We start from the raw sequence: 17394 nt of genomic DNA, 5'->3' as shown, positions 1-17394 counted from the left end.
GGGCCCGGGGGTGGTCCCGGGGGCCTCCGCCCGCGGAGTCGCACGGCAGGGGGGCGGGTGCGCTCAGGCACCCTTCAGCCGTCTCCGGGCCTCGCGGGCCCGCCCGACCTGCTCGTCGGCCTCCCTTCGCTGCGCGGCGAACAGCAAGCCGTACCCGAAGGTGTCCCGGCCCCGGCGGCGCGCCTCAGCGGTGACTTCCAGCAGGGCCGGGCCCGCCACCACCGCGTCGTGGTGCGCGCCGAGCGGTTCCTGGAGCCGCTTCATGCGCTTGCGCAGCCGCCCGGCGCGCCGCCCCGCCACCGGTGCGACGCTCTCCGCCGCGTACCGGGCGCGTTTGGCCGCCTTGCGGGCGCGGTGCAGCGCACGGTCCCGGTCCGGGCCGGCCGGCAGGTCGAGGGCCGCGTCCAGGCGCCGCACCGTCCGCCGGCGCTGGTGCTTCAGCACCCGCCGGGCCTCCGCCTTCCCGCGGGCGGCGCGCCGGCGCAGCGGCGGGTGGGCGGCGAACTCCTCGGCGGCGTCCAGCAGCGCGTAGTAACGCTGGTCGCGCATGGCGTGGACGGCCGCGCGCTGCTCCCGTGCGTACCGGTGACCGAACCAGGACGAGAGTAGGGCGCCCACCTCCTGCGGCCGGCCGGCGGAGGGGAGCCCGGCCGCCTGGGGGCCGAGGAGCTGACCGAGCGCCTCGGCGTCGCGGGCCCGGCCGAGCACCCGGCCCAGCCGGCGCAGTTCACCGTCCAGCCGGTCGGCGGCCGCACGGTCCAGCAGCCTGCGGTGGGCCGCCAGCGCGCTGCGCAGCCGGCGGACGTGGACGCGCATCCGGTGGATCGCGTCCGGCAGGTCCGCGCGGACCGCGGGGTCGAGCGCGAGTAGCGCCGCCACGTGGTCCCGTAGGTAGCCGGTGAGGGCCGCGCCGACCGATCCGGCCGGCGGCCCGGCGTCCGGCACCGGAGGCAGACGCCCGCCGAGCACCCGGGCGAGTTTGGAGGCCTCCGCGGCGGGGCGCAGTCCCTGGTCGCGCAGGTCACGCTCGACGGCGTCCAGGAGGTCCGGTGCGCCCGCGTCCAGTTCCACCTCGGTCTCGACCCAGCTGCTCACCTCGGTGGCCCCCTCCGCCCCGGCGGCGGCGCCCAGGGTCTGGGCCGTGACCTCGTCACGGACCAGCTCGGCCAGCGTGCCCCCTCCGGCGTCGACCAGCAGGGTGCGTTCGCGTCGCGTCCGCAGCCGGGCGGCCGGGGCGAGGGGCTCGCCGCGCGCGAGGCCACGGGTGAGGCGGACCAGCTCCTTCGGCGGTCTGCGGGCGTCCCCGGCGTCGGGTGGCAGCCGGATCTCGGTACGGATGCCGTCGGCACCGGGGATCTTCAGGTGCCAGCCGGCGTCGTGGCCGCCGGTGCGTCGGCGCAGGGTGATGCCGGCGCGGAGCAGGCGCAGGCCCGCGGTGTCGAAGTAGACGGCGTCGAGCTGCTCGGTGCCGCCCGCGACGGCCCGCGCCACCTGGGGAAGCCCGTCGGTTGCCGGCGGGCGCCGCAGCGCCCCTTCGTACTTGCGCTCGATCTCCTGGTGTGTGGTTGTCATACGGATCGTCTGTCCGCTGTGGGCCGTTCGAAGCAGGGTTCCGAAGCAGGGTGGTGACCACGTGGGACCACGTGGGCGTGTGCGGGCGGCGACCGCGGCGAGCGGCCCGGTCGGGGCGGATTCGCGGGGGACGGGGGTTTGGGCGGCCGTTCCCGGGTGAGAAGAGCCGCGGCGGGCGGTACCCGGGCCGAGGCCCACCCCCCGGTTCCCGGTCCGGGCCGGCCCGCCTCGCCGGGAGCCCGGCCACCGGCCACCGTGACGTCCCTCCTCCGGTGGCCGGGCCCCTGCGCCCGCAGGCCCCGCCCACGGCCGGGCGCCGCCCCGTCCCGGGCTCCCCTTGGCCTGCGCTCCCCCCGTCCCGGCCTCCCTCCTCCATCCGGGCGGTGGTTCGTCTCCCGGGGTGTCACCGGGGGAAGCGCGGTTAGACGCACCGGTATGACGAATGAACAGGACTGGGTGCCGGAGAACCGCACCGTGGGTGTGCGCCCGGTGGACGAGGTCGCGCGTGCGTTGACCGAACTGGAAACGTCGACCGACGCGGAAACACCGACCGACGCGGAAACGCCGACCGAACCGGGAACCGGGAGCACCACGCCGGGCCACCGGGAGCGGACGGCCGGCGGCTGCCTGGCGGGCTACCGGTGGGCGCTGGGCCGGGGTGTCGCCGCGCCGGTCACCGGAGCGCACGGCGACGGGGTGCCGGACCTCACGGCGCTGACGGCCGAGGTGGACGCGGCGATGGTGGAACTCGACGACCGGTCCCGTCGCACGGTGGCCCGCGACTTCGCCCAGGGGGTGCACGACGCTCTGGCGTGGGTCTGCGGGCACGCCGACACGCCGCCCTGAGACGACACACCGCCCTGAGAGGGGACGCGGCGACCGGCCGGGGCGGGCGCGGACCGGTGCTCCGACCGCCCGGTGGGATGATGTCCGGCATGAGCGACCCGGATGCCCACGGTGACGGCGTGGTGCTGGACGACCTGCTGAACGACGTCGCCGCCGACGCCGCCGGGGCGCTGTGGCGGCTGACCGGCGCCGAGCGCCAGCTCGATGCCAACGTGGTGCGCCTGAGGCCGGACGCGACCGTCGCCGACCACGTGGAGCCCGATCTCGACGTGCTGGTGCTGGGGATCGCGGGGGAGGGCACACTCCGCTGCGACGGCACCGCCCACGACCTGCGGCCGGGCGCCCTGCGCCTGCTGCCGCGCGGGGCGCAGCGGGGCGTCCGCGCGGGGCGGGACGGCGTCGTCTACCTCACGGTGCACCGCCGGCGTCCCGGCATGACGGTCCGCCCGGCACCACTGCAGCCGGGGATGTAGGCCTGTAGGCCGGACGGCCCCGGCCGGTCGCCCGGGCCCGCGTGACGGACCCGACCACCCGGGCCCGCGTGACGGACCGACCGGCCGGCCCCGAGGCCGGCCGGTCGGTCCGGACGGCACGGTCAGGCGAGGTCGAACCGGTCGAGGTTCATCACCTTGTCCCAGGCCGCGACGAAGTCGGTCACGAACTTCTCCTTCGCGTCGTCGCTCGCGTAAACCTCGGCGAGCGCCCGCAGCTCGGAGTTCGAGCCGAAGACGAGGTCGGCCCGGCTGCCGGTCCACTTGACCTCGCCGGTGGCGGCGTCGCGGCCCTCGAAGGTGGTCGCGTCCGCGGACGTGGCCTTCCAGGTCGTGCCCAGGTCGAGCAGGTTGACGAAGAAGTCGTTGGTCAGCGTCCCCGGCGCCTTGGTGAGGACTCCGAGCGGCGACTGCTGGTGGTTCACGCCCAGGACGCGGAGGCCGCCGACGAGGACGGTCAGCTGCGGGGCGCTCAGGGTCAGCAGGTTCGCCCGGTCGAGCAGCAGGTACTCGGCCTGGAGCCGGTTGCCCTTGCCGAGGTAGTTGCGGAACCCGTCGGCGGCCGGCTCGAGCGCGGCGAACGACTCGACGTCGGTCTGGTCCTGCGACGCGTCCACGCGGCCGGGCGTGAACGGCACCCGGACGTCGACGCCGGCGTCCTTGGCGGCCTTCTCGACGGCCGCGGCGCCGGCGAGGACGATCAGGTCCGCGATCGAGATCCGCTTGCCGCCGGTCTGGGACGCGTTGAAGGACTCCTGGATCCCCTCCAGGGTGCGCAGCACGGCGGCCAGCTCGTCGGGCTCGTTGACCTCCCACCCGCTCTGCGGCTCCAGGCGGATCCGCCCGCCGTTGGCGCCGCCGCGCTTGTCGCTGCCGCGGAACGACGAGGCCGACGCCCACGCGGTGGAGGCCAGCTGGGCCACCGACAGGCCGGAGGCGAGGACCTTCTCCTTGAGCGCGGTGACGTCCTCGTCGTCGACGAGCGCGTGCGTGACCGGGGGGAGGGGGTCCTGCCAGAGCAGCGTCTCGGACGGGACCTCCGGGCCGAGGTAGCGCACGACCGGGCCCATGTCGCGGTGGGTCAGCTTGAACCACGCGCGGGCGAAGGCGTCCGCGAACTGGTCGGGGTGCTCCAGGAAACGCCGGGAGATCTGCTCGTAGACCGGGTCGAACCGGAGCGAGAGGTCGGTGGTGAGCATCGTCGGGGCGTGGCGCTTCGACGGGTCGTGCGCGTCGGGGACGCTGCCCTCGCCGCCGCCGTCCTTCGGCCGCCACTGGTGCGCGCCGGCCGGGCTCTTGAACCGCTCCCACTCGTGGCCGAAGAGGATCTCGAAGAAGCTGTTGTCCCAGGTGGTGGGTGTGTTGGTCCAGACGCCCTCGAGGCCGCTGGTGATCGTGTCGCCGCCCTTGCCGGTGCCGTAGGAGCTCCTCCAGCCCAGGCCCTGCTCCTCCAGCGGCGCGGCCTCGGGGTCGACGCCGACGCTGTCGGCCGGGCCGGCGCCGTGGGTCTTGCCGAAGGTGTGGCCGCCCGCGATCAGGGCGACGGTCTCCTCGTCGTTCATCGCCATCCGGCGGAAGGTCTCCCGGATGTCGACGGCCGCGGCGACCGGGTCCGGGTTGCCGTTGGGGCCCTCCGGGTTGACGTAGATGAGGCCCATCTGGACCGCGCCGAAGGGGTTCTCCAGGTCGCGTTCGCCGGTGTAGCGCTCGTCGTCGAGCCACGTGGACTCGGGGCCCCAGTAGACGTCCTCCTCGGGCTCCCAGACGTCCACGCGACCGCCGCCGAAGCCGAAGGTCTCGAAGCCCATCGACTCCAGGGCGACGTTGCCGGCGAGGATCATGAGGTCGGCCCACGAGATGCTCTGGCCGTACTTCTTCTTGACCGGCCAGAGCAGGCGGCGGGCCTTGTCGAGGTTGGCGTTGTCGGGCCAGCTGTTGAGCGGGGCGAAGCGCTGCTGGCCGGCGCCGGCGCCGCCGCGGCCGTCGCTGATCCGGTAGGTGCCGGCGCTGTGCCAGGCCATCCGGATCATGAACGGGCCGTAGTGGCCGAAGTCCGCCGGCCACCAGTCCTGCGACGTGGTCAGCGTCTGCTCGAGGTCCCGCTTCACGGCCGCGAGGTCGAGCGCCTTGAACGCCTCCGCGTAGTCGAAGTCGGCGCCGAGCGGGTTGGCGACGGCGGGGTTCTTGGCAAGGATCTTCACATTGAGCCGGTCCGGCCACCACTGGCGGTTACCCCCGCCCTGCGTGGGATGCGGTGCGCGCTCGTGTGCGACCGGGCAGCCGCCTCCTGCGCCCTCCGCCTTCGCGTCCACGACGATGGCGTCATTGTTCTCAGACATGGGAATCCTTCCGGGCCGGGCGGATCACGGTGTTCAGGAACTGTGGGGCGGCGTCACGGCCAGGGCTCGGGCCCCGGCGGACGACGGTCTTCGCGTTCTCGTCCGGGGAGCAGCGGCGGTCTCCGCGGTTTCGGCGGGTCTCCCGGATTCCGTCCGGGTCTTTGCCACTCTGGAGCGCTACTGTCCCTGGGCTATCTCCAGAACCGATCCTACGATGGACGGAATCCAAGTCAAGAAGCATGCCGAGCCCCTGTCCCGTCGGAACCCGGGTGTCCGCCGCCGGAATCCGGACTCCCCCGAAATCCGAAGAGGTGGAACGATATGAGCGACCTGCTGGAGCGGTTGAGGGGTCGAGGTTGGCGGATGACCGCGCAGCGGCGTGTCGTGGCGGAGGTCCTGGACGGAGACCACGTGCACCTGACCGCCGACGAGGTGCACGCCCTCGCCGTGCAGCGGCTGCCCGAGATCTCCCGGGCGACCGTCTACAACACGCTGGGCGAGCTGGTCTCCCTCGGTGAGGTCACGGAGGTCGCCACCGACGGCCGCGCCAGGCGCTACGACCCCAACGGGCACGACCCGCACCACCACCTGGTGTGCTCCGGCTGCGGCACCATCCGTGACGTCCGTCCGACCGGCGACCCGATGGCCTGTCTCCCGGCGGGCGAGCGGTTCGGCTTCACGGTCCTCGAGGCCGAGGTCACCTACCGGGGCCTCTGCCCGTCCTGCGCCCCCGCCCCCGGACCGTCTCCGGCGACGGCCGGGAGCTGAGCTCCCGGACACCCGGGACGCCCGGCACACCCCGGAGACCCGGGACGCCTGCGGCCGGACCACGGGCCCCTGACCCGTCGTCAGATCATCGCCGGCTCCGGGCCGGTGCCCCGCGTGTCCGTGCGGCGTGCCCGGGGGGTGGGTGCTACTGCTGTGACGCATCCTCCACCGCAGCCCGGAAGGCAGGTCCCCGCATGGCCAGAATCGCCGTGTTCGGCGCCAACGGCACCGTCGGCGCCGCCGTCGTCGCGGAGGCCGTCGCCCGCGGCCTCCGGGTGACGGCCGTCGTCCGCGATCCGGCCCGGTACCGGGGCGGGGCGGCCGTCGTCGTGCCGGGCGACGTCCTCGTCCCCGCGGACGTGGCCCGCGTCGCGGCCGGGCAGGACGTGCTGGTGAGTGCCGTCGGCGGTGGTGACGGCCCGGGCCGGCGGGAGTTGATCGAGCCGGCCGCCCGCTCGCTGGTCGAGGGCCTGCGGACGCTCGGTGACGTGGCGCCCCGGCTGCTGGTGGTCAGTGGCGCGGGGAGTCTGGAGACGGCGCCGGGTGTCCGGGTCTGGGACGCTCCCGGCCTGCCGGCGCCGCTGCTGCAGGTCATGCACGCCCACGGCGCCGCCCTGGACTACCTGCGCACCGTCGCGGACATCCGCTGGACGGCGCTCAGCCCGGCCGCCGAGCTCGTACCGGGCGAGCGCACCGGCCGCTACCGCACCGGGCTGGAACAGGCGCTCGCCGACGCGTCCGGCCGGAGCTGGATCTCGGTCCCGGACTACGCCGCCGCCCTGGTCGACGAGATCGAGCAGCCGGAACACATCGGCGAGCGCTTCACCTGCGGCCCGGGCTGAGGCGCGCGTCGGCTGTGCGCGTCGGCTGTGCGTGTCGGCTGTGCGTCGGCGTCGCGCGTCGGCTCTGCGCGTCGGCGGTGTGCGTCAGCCCAGCTGGATCGAGCGCTTCGCCAGCCCCATCCAGAACCCGTCGATCACGCTGCGCTGGCTGCCGAGGTCGGCCTCGCCGGCGCCGAGGGTGACGAAGAGCGGGGCGAAGTGCTCGGTGCGCGGGTGGGCGAGCCGCCCCGCGGGGGCCTTGTGCTCGAAGTCGAGCAGTGCGTCGAGGTCCTTCGCGTCCAGGGCGCGCCGGCCCCAGTCGTCGAACTCGGCCATCACCGAGGTGACCCGGCCGTCGGAGCTGAGCGCCCGCAGGTTGTGGGTGAAGAAGCCGCTGCCGACGATCAGCACGCCCTCGTCGCGCAGCGGGGCGAGCCGGCGGCCGATCTCCAGCAGCCGCTGCGGGTCGAGGGTGGGCAGGGAGACCTGGAGGACGGGGACGTCCGCCTCCGGGAACATCTCCACCAGCGGCACGTAGGCGCCGTGGTCGAGGCCGCGGTCGGGGATGTCCTGGACCGGGGTGCCGGGGGCGCGGAGCAGCTTGCGCACGCGCTCGGCGAGCTCCGGGGCGCCGGGGGCGGCGTAGCGGACCTGGTAGTAGTGCTCGGGGAAGCCCCAGAAGTCGTGGACCAGCGGCACGGTGGTGACGGCGCCGAGGGCGAGCGGCGCCTCCTCCCAGTGCGCGGAGACCATGAGGATCGCCTTGGGGCGCGGCAGGTCGGCCGACCAGGCGGCGAGCTGGCCGGGCCAGACCGGGTCGTCGGCGAGCGGCGGCGCGCCGTGGGAGAGGTAGAGGGCGGGCATGCGCTCGGGGGCGGCGGTGCTCATGGCGGCTCCTCGGCTAGTAGTTCAAATTTAAACCTCGACACCACGAAGGTACACCTTGGTTCGAATTTGAACAACGGGAGTAGGCTTCCCCCATGTCCTCCACGAACGAACCGCGCTGGCTCGACCAGGACGAGATGGCCGCCTGGCGGGGCTTCGTCGCCGCGAGCAACCTGCTCAACCGCCGGCTGGAGCGCCAGCTCAAGGAGGACTCGGGCCTCTCCCACACCCAGTACGAGATCCTGGTGCACCTCTCCGCCGCCCCGGCCGGCTCCCTGCGGATGACCGAACTGGCGGAGAAGCTGATCACCTCCAAGAGCGGCCTCACCTATCAGGTCACCCAGCTGGAGCGGATGGGCCTGGCCGGCCGCCGCTCCTGCCCGAGCGACGTGCGCGGCGTCTTCGCCGAACTCACCGACGAGGGCCGGGAGATGCTGCGCCGGGCCGCCCCCGGCCACGTCGCCCTGGTCCGCGAGCTGCTGATCGACGTGCTCACCCGCGAGCAGCTCGCCGTCCTCGCCGAGGGCCTCGGCGAGGTCAGCGCCCGTCTGCGGCTGGAGGACCGGGCGTAGCAGGGGGGCCGGACGCCGCCGGAGGACCGCCCGCCGAGGGGGGCCCGGGCGGAGCCGGCGGGCCGGGCGCGGCTCCCGCGTTTGCCGCCCGCTCCAGCAGCAGCTCACGCTCCCGCGCGTTGCGGGTCAGTGCCGCCGCCCGCTCGAACTCCGTCCGCGCCTCCGCCGCCCGCCCGAGGCGCGCCAGCAGATCGCCGCGGACGCTCGGCAGCAGGTGGTACTCGCGCAGCGCGGGCTCGGCCGCCAGCGCGTCCACCAACTCCAGTGCGGCCGCCGGGCCGTGGGCCATCGAGACGGCCACCGCCCGGTTCAGCTCCACCACCGGCGACGGCGTCAGCGCCATCAGCCGCCCGTACAGCGCGGCGATCGTCGCCCAGTCGGTCTCCTCGTAGCGCACCGCCCGCGCATGGCAGGCGGCGATCGCGGCCTGCACCGAGTACGGGCCGGTGCCCGCCCGTTGCAGCGCGGCGAACCCGCGCCGGATCAGCAGCCGGTCCCAGCGGGCCCGGTTCTGGTCGGCCAGCAGCACCGGCTGCCCGTCCGGCCCCGTCCGGGCCGTCGCCCGCGACGCCTGGAACTCCAACAGTGCGGCCAGGCCGTGCACTTCGGGCTCCTGCGGGGCGAGCCCGGCCAGCACCCGGGCCAGCCGCAGTGCGTCCTCGCAGAGCGCCGGCCGGAGCAGGTCGTCGCCGGCCGTGGCCGAGTACCCCTCGTTGAAGATCAGATAGATGACCTCCAGCACCGAGGAGAGCCGGGCCGCGCGATCCTCCCCGTACGGCACCTCGAACGGCACCTGTGCCCTGGCCAGCGTGCGCTTGGCGCGGACGATCCGCTGCGCCACCGTGGGCTCGGGCGCGAGGAACGCGCGGGCGATCTCCAGCGTGGTGAGCCCGCCCAGCAGCCGCAGCGTCAGCGCGATCCGGGCCTCCGCCGACAGCACCGGGTGGCAGGCGGTGAAGATCAGCCGCAGCAGGTCGTCGTCGATGTCGTCCGGCTCGGCCGGCTCCGGCGGCGGCACGTCCTCCAGCGACCGCCCGACCTCGGCGAGCTTGCGTGCGTACGTCTCCTTGCGGCGGACCAGGTCGATCGCGCGGTGCTTGGCGGTCGTCATCAGCCAGGCCCCCGGCCGGTCCGGGACGCCCTGCTCGGGCCACTGCTCCAACGCGGCGACCAGCGCGTCCTGCGCCAGCTCCTCGGCGATGCCCACGTCCCGCACGATGCGGGCGACACCGGCGATGATCCGCGCCGACTCGATCCTGAACACCGCCTCGACCGCCACGGCCGCGTTGCTCCCGTTCACGGCCACCTATCAGAGCAGCCGCCCGTGGCCGGGGCAAACGCGGACGCGGCGATCGGGCGCCGTGCCAGAGGCCGAGGCCGCTGGCACGACGCCTCCGGGGCCAAGGCCTCCGACACCGTGCCCCGGGACCGAGGCCGCCGGATCAGGCCTCCGGCGGGGTGGTGTTCCCGTCGATCTGGCGCAGCTCGGCGCCGACCGTCCAGCTCACCGGGTGGATCTCCAGGAAGCGCTTGGTCCACTCCACGGCCTCGGCCTTGTCCTTGCACTGCATGATGGCGTAGCCGCCGACGACCTCCTTGGTCTCGGTGAACGGCCCGTCGGTGAAGCTCAGCTTCCCGCCGTCCCAGGTGATCCGGGTGCCTTCGGCGGTCGGTAGCAGCCCGGCGGTGTCCAGCATCACCCCGGCCTTGGTGATCTCCTCGAACAGCGCCCCCATGCGCTTCTCGAAGTCCGGGCCCGCCGACTGCATGTCCGGGGCGTCCTGCTCGTTGATACGGATCAGCGACATAAAGCGCGGCATGGTGACTCCTCGGTCGGGAGGACGGGGCTTCTCCCCGCCTCTTTCACCCCTGCGTCGAACGGGGAACGGCCGGATCGACAGCCGCCCGGAAATTCTTCCGGGAGATTTCCGACGCGGCCACCGCAGCCGTCCCCCCGGCCGACCGGCGGCGGGTTCGACGGGCCGGGGCGCAGGTGTGGCGGGCCGGTGCGCAGGCTCGGCGCGGTGTCGCGCAGGCTCGGGCGCGGCCGCTCGGGCTCGGCGCGGTGCCGCTCGGGCGCAGCGCACCCCGCTGCGCGGACTCAGCGGGCCGGTGCGCAGAGGAGGGCCGCGCGGAGGTCGAGGCGGTCCTGGAGGCGGGCGAGGTTGCGGCCGGTGAGCTCCTCGATGCGGCGGATGCGGTAGTGGACGGTGTTGACGTGGATGTGCAGGGTCCCGGCGGTGCGGGCCCAGGAGCCGTCGTGGTCGAGGAAGGCCGCGAGGGTGCCGAGCAGGGAGACGGCGTTCTCCCGGTCGTGGGCGGTGAGCGGGGCCAGCAGGCGGGCGTGGAAGGCCGCGGTGACCTCGGGCGGGATGCCGCGCAGCAACCCGGCCAGCGAGTCCAGCTCGGCGGCGGTGCCGATCGCCCCGGACGGGCCGTCCAGCAGGTACCGGGCCTGGACCAGGGCGGCCCGCAGAGGGCCCGCGGCGGCAGGGACGGCGGGGCCGACGCCGAAGCGCAGGGTGCGCCGCCCGGTGAGGCGGGCCTGGAGGGCGGGCCGGGCGCGGCGCAGCCGGTCGGCGACCTGCGCGGCGGGTGCGGCCACCAGGGCGGCGGCCTGCCGGCCGCGGTCGCTCCCGTGCCCTGCGCGGTCCGTCCCGGCGGCGTACGGGGCGTCCAGCGGGTGCAGCGCCTCGGTGAGCGCGTGTGCCGCCCACCCCGGCGGGGCGTCGTCGATCCGGGCGGCCACGGTGACCAGCGACGCGTCCGCCGGCAGCCCGCAGGCGCCCAGCGGTTCGGCCGGGTCCGCGTCCACGGCCAGTGCGTCGAGCAGCTGCCCGGCCGTCCGCCGCCGCACGCCCGCCTCGGCGTGGGCCCGGGCGGCGAGCGGGGCGAGCAGTTCGGCCAGCCCCTGGACCACCGGTTCGGCCACCGCGTCCCGGGCGTGCGGCCGCAGCCGCCACCCGTCGAACGGCGAGCCGTCCTGTGGTCCGACCGGCAGTCCGAGGTCGCCCCGCCCGCCGGCCACGGCGGGTCCGGCGACGAGCCGTCCGCCCGCGGTGGTGAGCGAGCAGTCCGGCACCCCGAGCCGTCCCACCGCGTGTGCGAGCACCTCGCCGGGTGCGGCGCCCGCGCGCATCAGCTCGGCGAGTTCGCGCCGGACGGTGTCGGGTATCGCGGCCGTGTTCTGCTCGCCGGCCCGGAGGTCGCCCCAGAGGCGCAGGTAGACGCGGTCGGTGACGGACCGGAAGCTGACGCCGGCGGGGACGGCGAGCAGCGGGATGTCGTGCGTGCGGCAGGCGTCGACCAGGCTGTCGGGGACGCTTCCGTGGGTGCCCTCCCCGGCGAGCAGGGCGGCGACGCCGGCGCTGCGCAGGGCGGTGGCGAAGCGCAGTGCGCCGGAGCCGTCGGCGGGCTGCCACCACACCAGGCCGGTGAGGACGAGCTCTCCGGGCCGGAGGTAGCGGGCCGGGTCCTGGAGGTCGGTGGAGCTGATGCCGGTGGCCGGGCGGGCGAGCAGCTCCGGCGTCCCCCAGGCCAGCCGGATGTCCAGGTCGGCCAGGTCGAGCAGGTCTCCGACGATCATCTCTCTCGCTCCTTGTGCTCCGCGCCGGACCATGGCCATCGCAGCTGCGAGGTCGACCGGGGCATGAGCATCGTAAATGCAAGCCGATGACCTGCAATCCTCCTTGGTGGATCCTCCAGCGCGGGCCGCCGCGGATGGTGTCCGGAACCAGTCGTCCGCACCGTTGCCGCGTTGCTTCAATCGGTGCGGGGCGCACCGCAGTGTCTCCTCCGGTGCGCCCCGCACCCCCGCCTCCGCCCCTCGCCCGGACGGGGCCTCATGGACCTCGGCACCGCGGCCGGCCTCAACGGGGCCGGCGGAGCCGCTGTCCCGGATCCACGGCGGAGCGGGCACGTCGGGCGCGGCAGTCGCGGCAGTCGCATCGGGTGCGTCGGGTGCGGCGGAGATGCCGGAGGTGGCACATGCTGCCTGATCCGACACCTATCCATCGCAGATGCGGCTGAAATATTCCTTTCAGGGCCGCATGTGCGAATGGCCCGGTTCCCGCTCGGGTACCAGTTCTGCCGGACCGTGGCGACCGCACCGGCGCGGTCCGGGAGGAGGGTGGCACATGGGAGCGTCCGCCAGAGTCCGGCTGCACGGTCACCTGGACCGGCCGGCCGAGCTGACCGTCGAGGAACTGCGCGCGCTGCCCGCCCACCGGGTCGAGGTCAGCTTCGACTGCCTGACCGAGGGCGAGCAGCGCCACGGCTACGAGGGTCCCGCCCTCTGGGACGTGCTGCGCGCCGCCGGCCCGCGGATCGACTTCACCGGACGCAAGCAGCGGCTGCGCTTCCTGCTCTCGGTCAGCGGCGCCGACGGCCACCGCGCCGTCGTCTCCTGGGCCGAGATCGACCCCGATTTCGGCGGCCGGTGCATCCTGCTCGCCACCAGCATGGACGGCGTGCCGCTGGATTCCGCGGGCCCGCAACTGGTCGTCCCCGACGACCGCTGCGGCGCCCGCTACGTCAGCGGGGTCACGGCCGTCTGGCTCGGGCCGCTGGAGGCGCCGGTCTCCTGAGGCGGCCGAGCGTCACGTCCCTCATGCGGCGGAGAGCGAGACCTCCGTCGACTTGATCAGCGCGACCACCGACGAGCCGGCCGCCAGGCCCAGCTCGGCCGCAGCGTCGGCGGTGATCGCGGCGGTCAGCGCGCCGTCCGCCACGTCGACCTTCACCCCGGCCATCGCGCCACCGGTGGCCACCTCGGCGACCGTGCCCGGGATCTGGTTGCGGATGCTCAGGCCGGCGACCGGGCCCGTGGCCAGCGAGACCTCGGTGGACTTCACCAGCGCCCGTACCGCGCTGCCCGCGCCGAGGCCGAGGTCCTTCACGGCGTCCACGGTGACCGCCGCGGTGAGCTCCTGCCCGGAGTCGAGCCGGACCTTGACGGTGGCCATGACCTCGCCGGTGGTGACGGCGGTGACGGTGCCGGGGAGCTGGTTGCGAATGCTCAGGCTCATGGGTGCTTCCTCGTACTTTCGATCATGGAGCTACGGGTTCCCGATCGTGGCTTGATCCACCCTAGTAGCCGGAAAATCCCAGGTCACACGCCATGTGGCGGCCTCTCGCAGCTGCCAGGGCCGAACCCTCACCGGCCTCGCATCTGCCGATTTGGGCCATGGAACGGACCGCCCGGAGCACCCGCAACTCGCACCTCCCCGCCGAAGCGCAGGAGGCGGCCATGGAGCGGGTCGGCAAGGCGCTCGCCGACACCAGCCGGCGCCGCATCCTGCTGGCCCTGCTCGCCGCCCCCCACTACCCGGCCGACCTCGCCGAGGAGCTGGGCCTGACGAGGGCCAACGTGTCCAACCACCTCGCCTGTCTGCGCGACTGCGGCCTGGTGCGGACCGTCCCCGAAGGGCGCCGCACCCGCTACCACCTGGCCGACGACAGCCTCGCCCACGCCCTGCGGGACCTCCTCGCCGCGGTCCTGCCCCCTGAAGCGGTCCTGCCCCCTGAAGAGGAGCACCGACATGGAGTCCGCCACCGTCAGCGGCGCCTGCCGCCGCCGGATGCTGCTGACCGTCACCGGCGCCGTCCTCGTCCTCCAGGTGATCGGCGGCCTGCTCTCCGGCAACCTCGCCCTGCTCGCCGACTCCGGCCACATGCTCACCGACCTCTCCGGCGAGACATTTTCTTAGCGGGCATCTAGAAGGTCGGTCGCGGACAGGAATCGTTGCAGGTCAGCGTCCGGGGCGGCGGGGGTCTTCGATGGTCGTGATGTAGCGGATGAGCTGGAGCGAGTCCGAAAGTGCGGCGCGGAGGCGCTCGTACTCCAGTGTGGGCCGAGGCCGGCCGATGGTGATGAGGTCGAGTTCGCGCGCGTGGTGGAGGCCGTCGGCGGCCATTCGGTAGCGGGCGGCGTGTTCGGGGGCAAGGGGTGGGGGGTGCGCGGGGCCGATGCCGGCCCCAAGTGGTGGCTCCGGAGGCATCGGCGGGCCGAAGGCGCCGCCGGCCGGGACCAGCGTCGTGCAGCCTCTCGTTCTTCGAGCCCGCGCGTTCCAGCGGGCCCTCACACCCTGGGCCGGCGAGACGCCCGTGCGTGAGCTCGCCGCACGCGTGAGAGAGTCGGGGCACCAGCTCGCGCGGGTATAGGGAGGACACGGTGTCGGACGAGTGGCAGGTCTACGGCCGGCGGCAGGTCTACGGATCGCCCTGGGTCGAGGTGTGGCTCGACGACGTCGACATCCCCGGGACTGGCCGGATCGAACACCACGTCATCCGGATGCCCCGAGCCTCCACAACCGCCGTCGTCACCAACGACAGCAGCGAGTTCCTGCTGATCTACCGGCACCGGTTCATCACCGGCCGCTGGGGATGGGAGGTCCCGGCCGGCTGGGCCGACTCCGGCGAGGAACCGGCCGCCGCCATCGCCCGGGAAGTCGAAGAGGAGACCGGCTGGCGCCCCGGCCGGGTCGAGCTGCTGACCGAGTACGACGCCATGGCGGGCATCAGCGACGCCCACTTCCGTACCTACCACGTCACCGGATGCACCCGGATCGGCGAGCCGGAGGACATCTCCGAGGCCGCCCGGGTGGAGTGGCTGCCGGAGAACGAAGTGGTGACGCTGCTGAGCAGCGGCAACATCTCGGACGGGCCCTCGCACGCCGCACTGTCGTACTTCCTCGGGCCGCACCGGCTGGCCCAGGCACGCCACTGACCTGCCCTGTCGGTGGGCTCTCGTACGATGGCGGCACGCCCAAGCCTCTACCGCTCCCCGATGATCTGCTGCCCCTGCACACCGCGGTGGTGCTGGCGGACCGCGGCATGACTGAGGCCCGGCTGCAGGTGGAGCCGGCCGGACTTCGGTTGTGTGAACCGCCGGTACATTCCTGAGCGTCGGTTGGGGAGGATGAGGCGCATGAGTATCGATCACGCCTTCGGGCAGCGCTTCGCCGAGGAGTGGGTCGCGGTCTGGAACTCCCGCGACCCTGGAGGCCGCCCTCGCCCACTACACCGACGACGTCGTCTTCGCCTCGCCCAGGATCGTCAGCCTGTTCGGCGATCCTTCGGGCGAGGTGCGCGGCAAGGAGGCCCTGCGCGCCTACTGGGCGAAGGCGTTGGGGCTTCTCCCGGACCTGCACTTCACGCTGGAGGACGTCCGGGTCTCGGTGGACACGGTCGTCATCAACTACCGCAACGAGCGCGGCGTCGCCGTCTCCGAGGCGCTGACCTTCCGCGACGGCCTGGTCTGCCGGGGCTTCGGGGCGTACGGGGCCGAGGTCTGACGCCCGGGGCGTGCCGGACACGCCCTACGGTGTGAGCCGGGCGGCGAGCCTCCGTGCTCCCGCCCGGATCCGGCCTTCGCCCAACTCCGGTAGCAGCGCGGCCACGTGTTCGGCCGCGAGTGCCGCCAGCAGAGCGTGCGCGTCGTGCTCGGGGTCCGGCGCGCCCGCTACGGCGAGCAGGATCGCCGCGTGCCGGTGCCAGAACCGGTAGGCCCCGATGCGGTAGCGGGCGCCGCGCGAGGCCGTCTCCGACATCCGCACCAGGTCCAGGTGCTCCAGCAGGTAGTCCAGGTAGGCGTCCACGAACGCCGCCAGCCGTTCGGCCGGCCGCGCCTGCGGGGAGCCGTCGCCGGGGCCGAGCGGCGCGGGCCCGCGCAGGATCGCCTCCTGGAGCGCCCGCTCGCGCGCGTCCAGCAGGGCGACCCCCAGCCCGGCCTTGTCGCCGAAGCGCCGGAACAGCGTGCCCTTGCCGACTCCGGCCTCCGCCGCGACCTGGTCCATCGAGACGGCCTCCACCCCGTGCTCGGCGAACAGCCGGGCGGCGGCCTCCAGTACGGCGGCCCGGTTCCGGGCGGCGTCGGCCCGTTCGGCGGGCGGCGGGGTGCGCAGCGACTCCAGCGGGACGATTGCGGAAGCGGACTGCGGTCCGTTACTGTCGTGAGCCATAACCGGACTATAGTCCGAATCCCTAGGAGGTAGCGGCAATGACTGCACTCATCACCCGGGACGAGCTGGCCGCGGCGATCGAAGCGGGCTCCGTGACCGTGGTCGACGCCCTCGGCGGCGAGTACTACGCCAAGCAGCACCTGCCCGGCGCCGTCGCGCTCGTCCGGGCCGACGTGGACGAGCTGGCGCCCACCCTGCTCCCCGACCGCGACGCGGCGATCGTCACCTACTGCTCCAACCCGGGCTGCGCCAACAGTGGCCAGGTCGCGGACCGCCTCACGGCTCTCGGCTACACCGACGTCCGCAAGTACCGCGAGGGCATCGAGGACTGGGCCGACGCCGGCCTGCCCACCGAGTCCGCCTGACCGGGCCCCGGCGGGGGAGGGGCGGCACGGGGGTGCCCCTCCCCCCCCCGCCGGGCCGAAGGTGCTGCACATGACGGTTGGTCAGGATGCGTGGCCGAGGGTGCTGGCAGTGGCGCCGGGCGCATGGCAATCTCACAGAATCCGACAAACCGCCCATATCGGCTCAATGCTGACCTTTCAGCGCGAACCGAAGGAGTGTCATGTCCAGCAGCTCCAGCCCGGCCAGACCGAGCCCGGCAGGCCACGCAGCCGCCCCCGCGCCCTGCGCGACCATCCCGACACGCACGCGGGTCATCCGCTTCCTGGTCGCGCTCGCCGCCACCGTCTCCTCGCTGGCCGCCTCCGCCTCCGGCCCCGTCCATGCTGCCGGGCTCGCGTCCCGTGCCGGCACCGACCGTGCGCGGTCACCGATCCTCCACCCCGAGCTCGACTTCGCGGGATCCACCGTCGGCGTCCACGAGGGCCGATGGGGCCGCCCCGGCCTCAGGCCGTTGACGGCCACCGTGCAGACCCCGGGCATGGACGTCTCCAACCGGCAGGGCAACCCCGACTGGTCCCGGGCCGCCGCCGACGGGGCCCGGTTCGCCTATGTGAAGGCCACCGAGGGCATGACGTACACCAACCCCTACTTCGGCCAGCAGTACGGCGACTCCCGCAATGCCGGGTTCATCGGATACCCCCGTGGATACCCCCGGCTTCAGCCGGGGGAGGAAACGGATCTCCCGCGTAGCGGGTCAGGGGAAGCCGTATTGCCGTCAAGGCGATACGGCGTTG

20 protein-coding genes and 1 pseudogene are annotated in these 17394 nt (G+C 74.1%); 12 read left to right on the top strand and 9 right to left on the bottom strand.

The genetic code is table 11. The annotated features are described in order from the left end of the window. Positions 1–63 precede the first annotated feature (63 nt). On the bottom strand, positions 64–1572 hold the full coding sequence (locus tag ACZ5WK_RS17120; RefSeq protein WP_465548230.1) for a CYTH and CHAD domain-containing protein: 1509 nt from the start codon (positions 1570–1572) through the stop codon (positions 64–66). Between the two features lie 435 nt (positions 1573–2007). Between ACZ5WK_RS17120 and ACZ5WK_RS17115 the strand changes: the two genes are divergently transcribed. Together ACZ5WK_RS17115 and ACZ5WK_RS17110 are read left to right on the top strand one after the other, a co-directional pair. Next, on the top strand, positions 2008–2418 hold the full coding sequence (locus tag ACZ5WK_RS17115; protein ID WP_465548229.1) for a hypothetical protein: 411 nt from the start codon (positions 2008–2010) through the stop codon (positions 2416–2418). Between the two features lie 89 nt (positions 2419–2507). Further along, positions 2508–2891 carry a cupin domain-containing protein gene (locus tag ACZ5WK_RS17110; protein ID WP_465548228.1) on the top strand — a complete coding sequence of 128 codons (384 nt, stop codon included), beginning with the start codon at positions 2508–2510 and terminating at the stop codon, positions 2889–2891. Between the two features lie 122 nt (positions 2892–3013). Here the strand turns inward: ACZ5WK_RS17110 and katG are convergent, their stop codons facing one another. Continuing rightward, positions 3014–5248 carry a catalase/peroxidase HPI gene (katG, locus tag ACZ5WK_RS17105; RefSeq protein ID WP_465548227.1) on the bottom strand — a complete coding sequence of 745 codons (2235 nt, stop codon included), beginning with the start codon at positions 5246–5248 and terminating at the stop codon, positions 3014–3016. Positions 5249–5569: 321 nt separating this feature from the next. On the opposite strand from katG, the gene ACZ5WK_RS17100 reads away from it, so the two are divergent. Together ACZ5WK_RS17100 and ACZ5WK_RS17095 are read left to right on the top strand one after the other, a co-directional pair. Beyond that, on the top strand, positions 5570–6016 hold the full coding sequence (locus ACZ5WK_RS17100; protein ID WP_465548226.1) for a Fur family transcriptional regulator: 447 nt from the start codon (positions 5570–5572) through the stop codon (positions 6014–6016). Between the two features lie 194 nt (positions 6017–6210). Further along, positions 6211–6858 carry an NAD(P)-dependent oxidoreductase gene (locus ACZ5WK_RS17095; RefSeq protein ID WP_465548225.1) on the top strand — a complete coding sequence of 216 codons (648 nt, stop codon included), beginning with the start codon at positions 6211–6213 and terminating at the stop codon, positions 6856–6858. Between the two features lie 84 nt (positions 6859–6942). On the opposite strand, the gene ACZ5WK_RS17090 is transcribed toward ACZ5WK_RS17095, so the two are convergent. Beyond that, complete coding sequence (locus ACZ5WK_RS17090; protein WP_465548224.1) at positions 6943–7725, bottom strand: dioxygenase family protein; 783 nt, start codon at positions 7723–7725, stop codon at positions 6943–6945. A 92-nt stretch (positions 7726–7817) separates the two neighbouring features. Between ACZ5WK_RS17090 and ACZ5WK_RS17085 the strand changes: the two genes are divergently transcribed. After that, the gene (locus tag ACZ5WK_RS17085; protein ID WP_465548223.1) at positions 7818–8294 is read left to right on the top strand and encodes a MarR family winged helix-turn-helix transcriptional regulator; all 477 of its coding nucleotides are present in this window, start codon (positions 7818–7820) and stop codon (positions 8292–8294) included. Here ACZ5WK_RS17085 and ACZ5WK_RS17080 read toward each other — a convergent pair. From ACZ5WK_RS17080 to ACZ5WK_RS17070, 3 genes are all read right to left on the bottom strand, one after another. Next, positions 8260–9594, bottom strand: a complete 1335-nt coding sequence (locus ACZ5WK_RS17080; RefSeq protein ID WP_465548222.1) for an RNA polymerase sigma factor — start codon at positions 9592–9594, stop codon at positions 8260–8262. The genes ACZ5WK_RS17085 and ACZ5WK_RS17080 overlap by 35 nt on opposite strands. Positions 9595–9736: 142 nt before the next feature. Beyond that, positions 9737–10114, bottom strand: a complete 378-nt coding sequence (locus ACZ5WK_RS17075; protein ID WP_396319095.1) for a YciI family protein — start codon at positions 10112–10114, stop codon at positions 9737–9739. Between the two features lie 281 nt (positions 10115–10395). Next, positions 10396–11880: a helix-turn-helix domain-containing protein gene (locus tag ACZ5WK_RS17070; RefSeq protein ID WP_465548221.1), complete on the bottom strand. Its 1485-nt coding sequence runs from the start codon at positions 11878–11880 to the stop codon at positions 10396–10398. A gap of 550 nt (positions 11881–12430) precedes the next feature. Between ACZ5WK_RS17070 and ACZ5WK_RS17065 the strand changes: the two genes are divergently transcribed. Then, positions 12431–12880, top strand: a complete 450-nt coding sequence (locus ACZ5WK_RS17065; RefSeq protein WP_465548220.1) for a molybdopterin-dependent oxidoreductase — start codon at positions 12431–12433, stop codon at positions 12878–12880. A 21-nt stretch (positions 12881–12901) separates the two neighbouring features. Here ACZ5WK_RS17065 and ACZ5WK_RS17060 read toward each other — a convergent pair whose 3' ends face one another. Continuing rightward, on the bottom strand, positions 12902–13321 hold the full coding sequence (locus ACZ5WK_RS17060) for a TOBE domain-containing protein (protein WP_465548219.1): 420 nt from the start codon (positions 13319–13321) through the stop codon (positions 12902–12904). A gap of 221 nt (positions 13322–13542) precedes the next feature. Here ACZ5WK_RS17060 and ACZ5WK_RS17055 point away from each other — a divergent pair. Both ACZ5WK_RS17055 and ACZ5WK_RS17050 read left to right on the top strand, forming a co-directional pair. After that, a pseudogene (locus ACZ5WK_RS17055) lies at positions 13543–13806 on the top strand (ArsR/SmtB family transcription factor); the annotation flags it as partial. A 28-nt stretch (positions 13807–13834) separates the two neighbouring features. Continuing rightward, positions 13835–14002: a hypothetical protein gene (locus tag ACZ5WK_RS17050; RefSeq protein WP_465548353.1), complete on the top strand. Its 168-nt coding sequence runs from the start codon at positions 13835–13837 to the stop codon at positions 14000–14002. A gap of 42 nt (positions 14003–14044) precedes the next feature. Here the strand turns inward: ACZ5WK_RS17050 and ACZ5WK_RS17045 are convergent, their stop codons facing one another. Beyond that, positions 14045–14209: a hypothetical protein gene (locus tag ACZ5WK_RS17045; RefSeq protein WP_465548218.1), complete on the bottom strand. Its 165-nt coding sequence runs from the start codon at positions 14207–14209 to the stop codon at positions 14045–14047. Between the two features lie 257 nt (positions 14210–14466). Between ACZ5WK_RS17045 and ACZ5WK_RS17040 the strand changes: the two genes are divergently transcribed. Beyond that, complete coding sequence (locus tag ACZ5WK_RS17040) at positions 14467–15021, top strand: NUDIX hydrolase (protein WP_465548217.1); 555 nt, start codon at positions 14467–14469, stop codon at positions 15019–15021. Positions 15022–15232: 211 nt separating this feature from the next. Then, positions 15233–15589: a nuclear transport factor 2 family protein gene (locus ACZ5WK_RS17035; RefSeq protein ID WP_465548349.1), complete on the top strand. Its 357-nt coding sequence runs from the start codon at positions 15233–15235 to the stop codon at positions 15587–15589. Positions 15590–15613: 24 nt separating this feature from the next. Here ACZ5WK_RS17035 and ACZ5WK_RS17030 read toward each other — a convergent pair whose 3' ends face one another. Then, on the bottom strand, positions 15614–16255 hold the full coding sequence (locus ACZ5WK_RS17030) for a TetR/AcrR family transcriptional regulator (RefSeq protein WP_465548216.1): 642 nt from the start codon (positions 16253–16255) through the stop codon (positions 15614–15616). Positions 16256–16293: 38 nt separating this feature from the next. Between ACZ5WK_RS17030 and ACZ5WK_RS17025 the strand changes: the two genes are divergently transcribed. Beyond that, complete coding sequence (locus ACZ5WK_RS17025; RefSeq protein ID WP_465548215.1) at positions 16294–16620, top strand: rhodanese-like domain-containing protein; 327 nt, start codon at positions 16294–16296, stop codon at positions 16618–16620. Between the two features lie 200 nt (positions 16621–16820). Further along, the coding region (locus tag ACZ5WK_RS17020) for a GH25 family lysozyme (RefSeq protein WP_465548214.1) at positions 16821–17394 on the top strand (574 nt) is incomplete at its 3' end.

The sequence above is a fragment of the Kitasatospora sp. NPDC032757 genome (genome assembly GCF_055579305.1).
Note: the sequence above shows the minus strand (reverse complement) of the source record. Positions and strands in the feature narration are given on the sequence as shown.

What these genes read in the sequence shown, in the direction of transcription:
- ACZ5WK_RS17120 (WP_465548230.1), bottom strand. Translation starts at nt 1,572, where the DNA reads ATGACAACCACACACCAGGAGATCGAGCGCAAGTACGAAGGGGCGCTG.
- ACZ5WK_RS17115 (WP_465548229.1), top strand. Translation starts at nt 2,008, where the DNA reads ATGACGAATGAACAGGACTGGGTGCCGGAGAACCGCACCGTGGGTGTG.
- ACZ5WK_RS17110 (WP_465548228.1), top strand. Translation starts at nt 2,508, where the DNA reads ATGAGCGACCCGGATGCCCACGGTGACGGCGTGGTGCTGGACGACCTG.
- katG (WP_465548227.1), bottom strand. Translation starts at nt 5,248, where the DNA reads ATGTCTGAGAACAATGACGCCATCGTCGTGGACGCGAAGGCGGAGGGC.
- ACZ5WK_RS17100 (WP_465548226.1), top strand. Translation starts at nt 5,570, where the DNA reads ATGAGCGACCTGCTGGAGCGGTTGAGGGGTCGAGGTTGGCGGATGACC.
- ACZ5WK_RS17095 (WP_465548225.1), top strand. Translation starts at nt 6,211, where the DNA reads ATGGCCAGAATCGCCGTGTTCGGCGCCAACGGCACCGTCGGCGCCGCC.
- ACZ5WK_RS17090 (WP_465548224.1), bottom strand. Translation starts at nt 7,725, where the DNA reads ATGAGCACCGCCGCCCCCGAGCGCATGCCCGCCCTCTACCTCTCCCAC.
- ACZ5WK_RS17085 (WP_465548223.1), top strand. Translation starts at nt 7,818, where the DNA reads ATGTCCTCCACGAACGAACCGCGCTGGCTCGACCAGGACGAGATGGCC.
- ACZ5WK_RS17075 (WP_396319095.1), bottom strand. Translation starts at nt 10,114, where the DNA reads ATGCCGCGCTTTATGTCGCTGATCCGTATCAACGAGCAGGACGCCCCG.
- ACZ5WK_RS17070 (WP_465548221.1), bottom strand. Translation starts at nt 11,880, where the DNA reads ATGATCGTCGGAGACCTGCTCGACCTGGCCGACCTGGACATCCGGCTG.
- ACZ5WK_RS17065 (WP_465548220.1), top strand. Translation starts at nt 12,431, where the DNA reads ATGGGAGCGTCCGCCAGAGTCCGGCTGCACGGTCACCTGGACCGGCCG.
- ACZ5WK_RS17060 (WP_465548219.1), bottom strand. Translation starts at nt 13,321, where the DNA reads ATGAGCCTGAGCATTCGCAACCAGCTCCCCGGCACCGTCACCGCCGTC.
- ACZ5WK_RS17050 (WP_465548353.1), top strand. Translation starts at nt 13,835, where the DNA reads ATGGAGTCCGCCACCGTCAGCGGCGCCTGCCGCCGCCGGATGCTGCTG.
- ACZ5WK_RS17045 (WP_465548218.1), bottom strand. Translation starts at nt 14,209, where the DNA reads ATGGCCGCCGACGGCCTCCACCACGCGCGCGAACTCGACCTCATCACC.
- ACZ5WK_RS17030 (WP_465548216.1), bottom strand. Translation starts at nt 16,255, where the DNA reads ATGGCTCACGACAGTAACGGACCGCAGTCCGCTTCCGCAATCGTCCCG.
- ACZ5WK_RS17025 (WP_465548215.1), top strand. Translation starts at nt 16,294, where the DNA reads ATGACTGCACTCATCACCCGGGACGAGCTGGCCGCGGCGATCGAAGCG.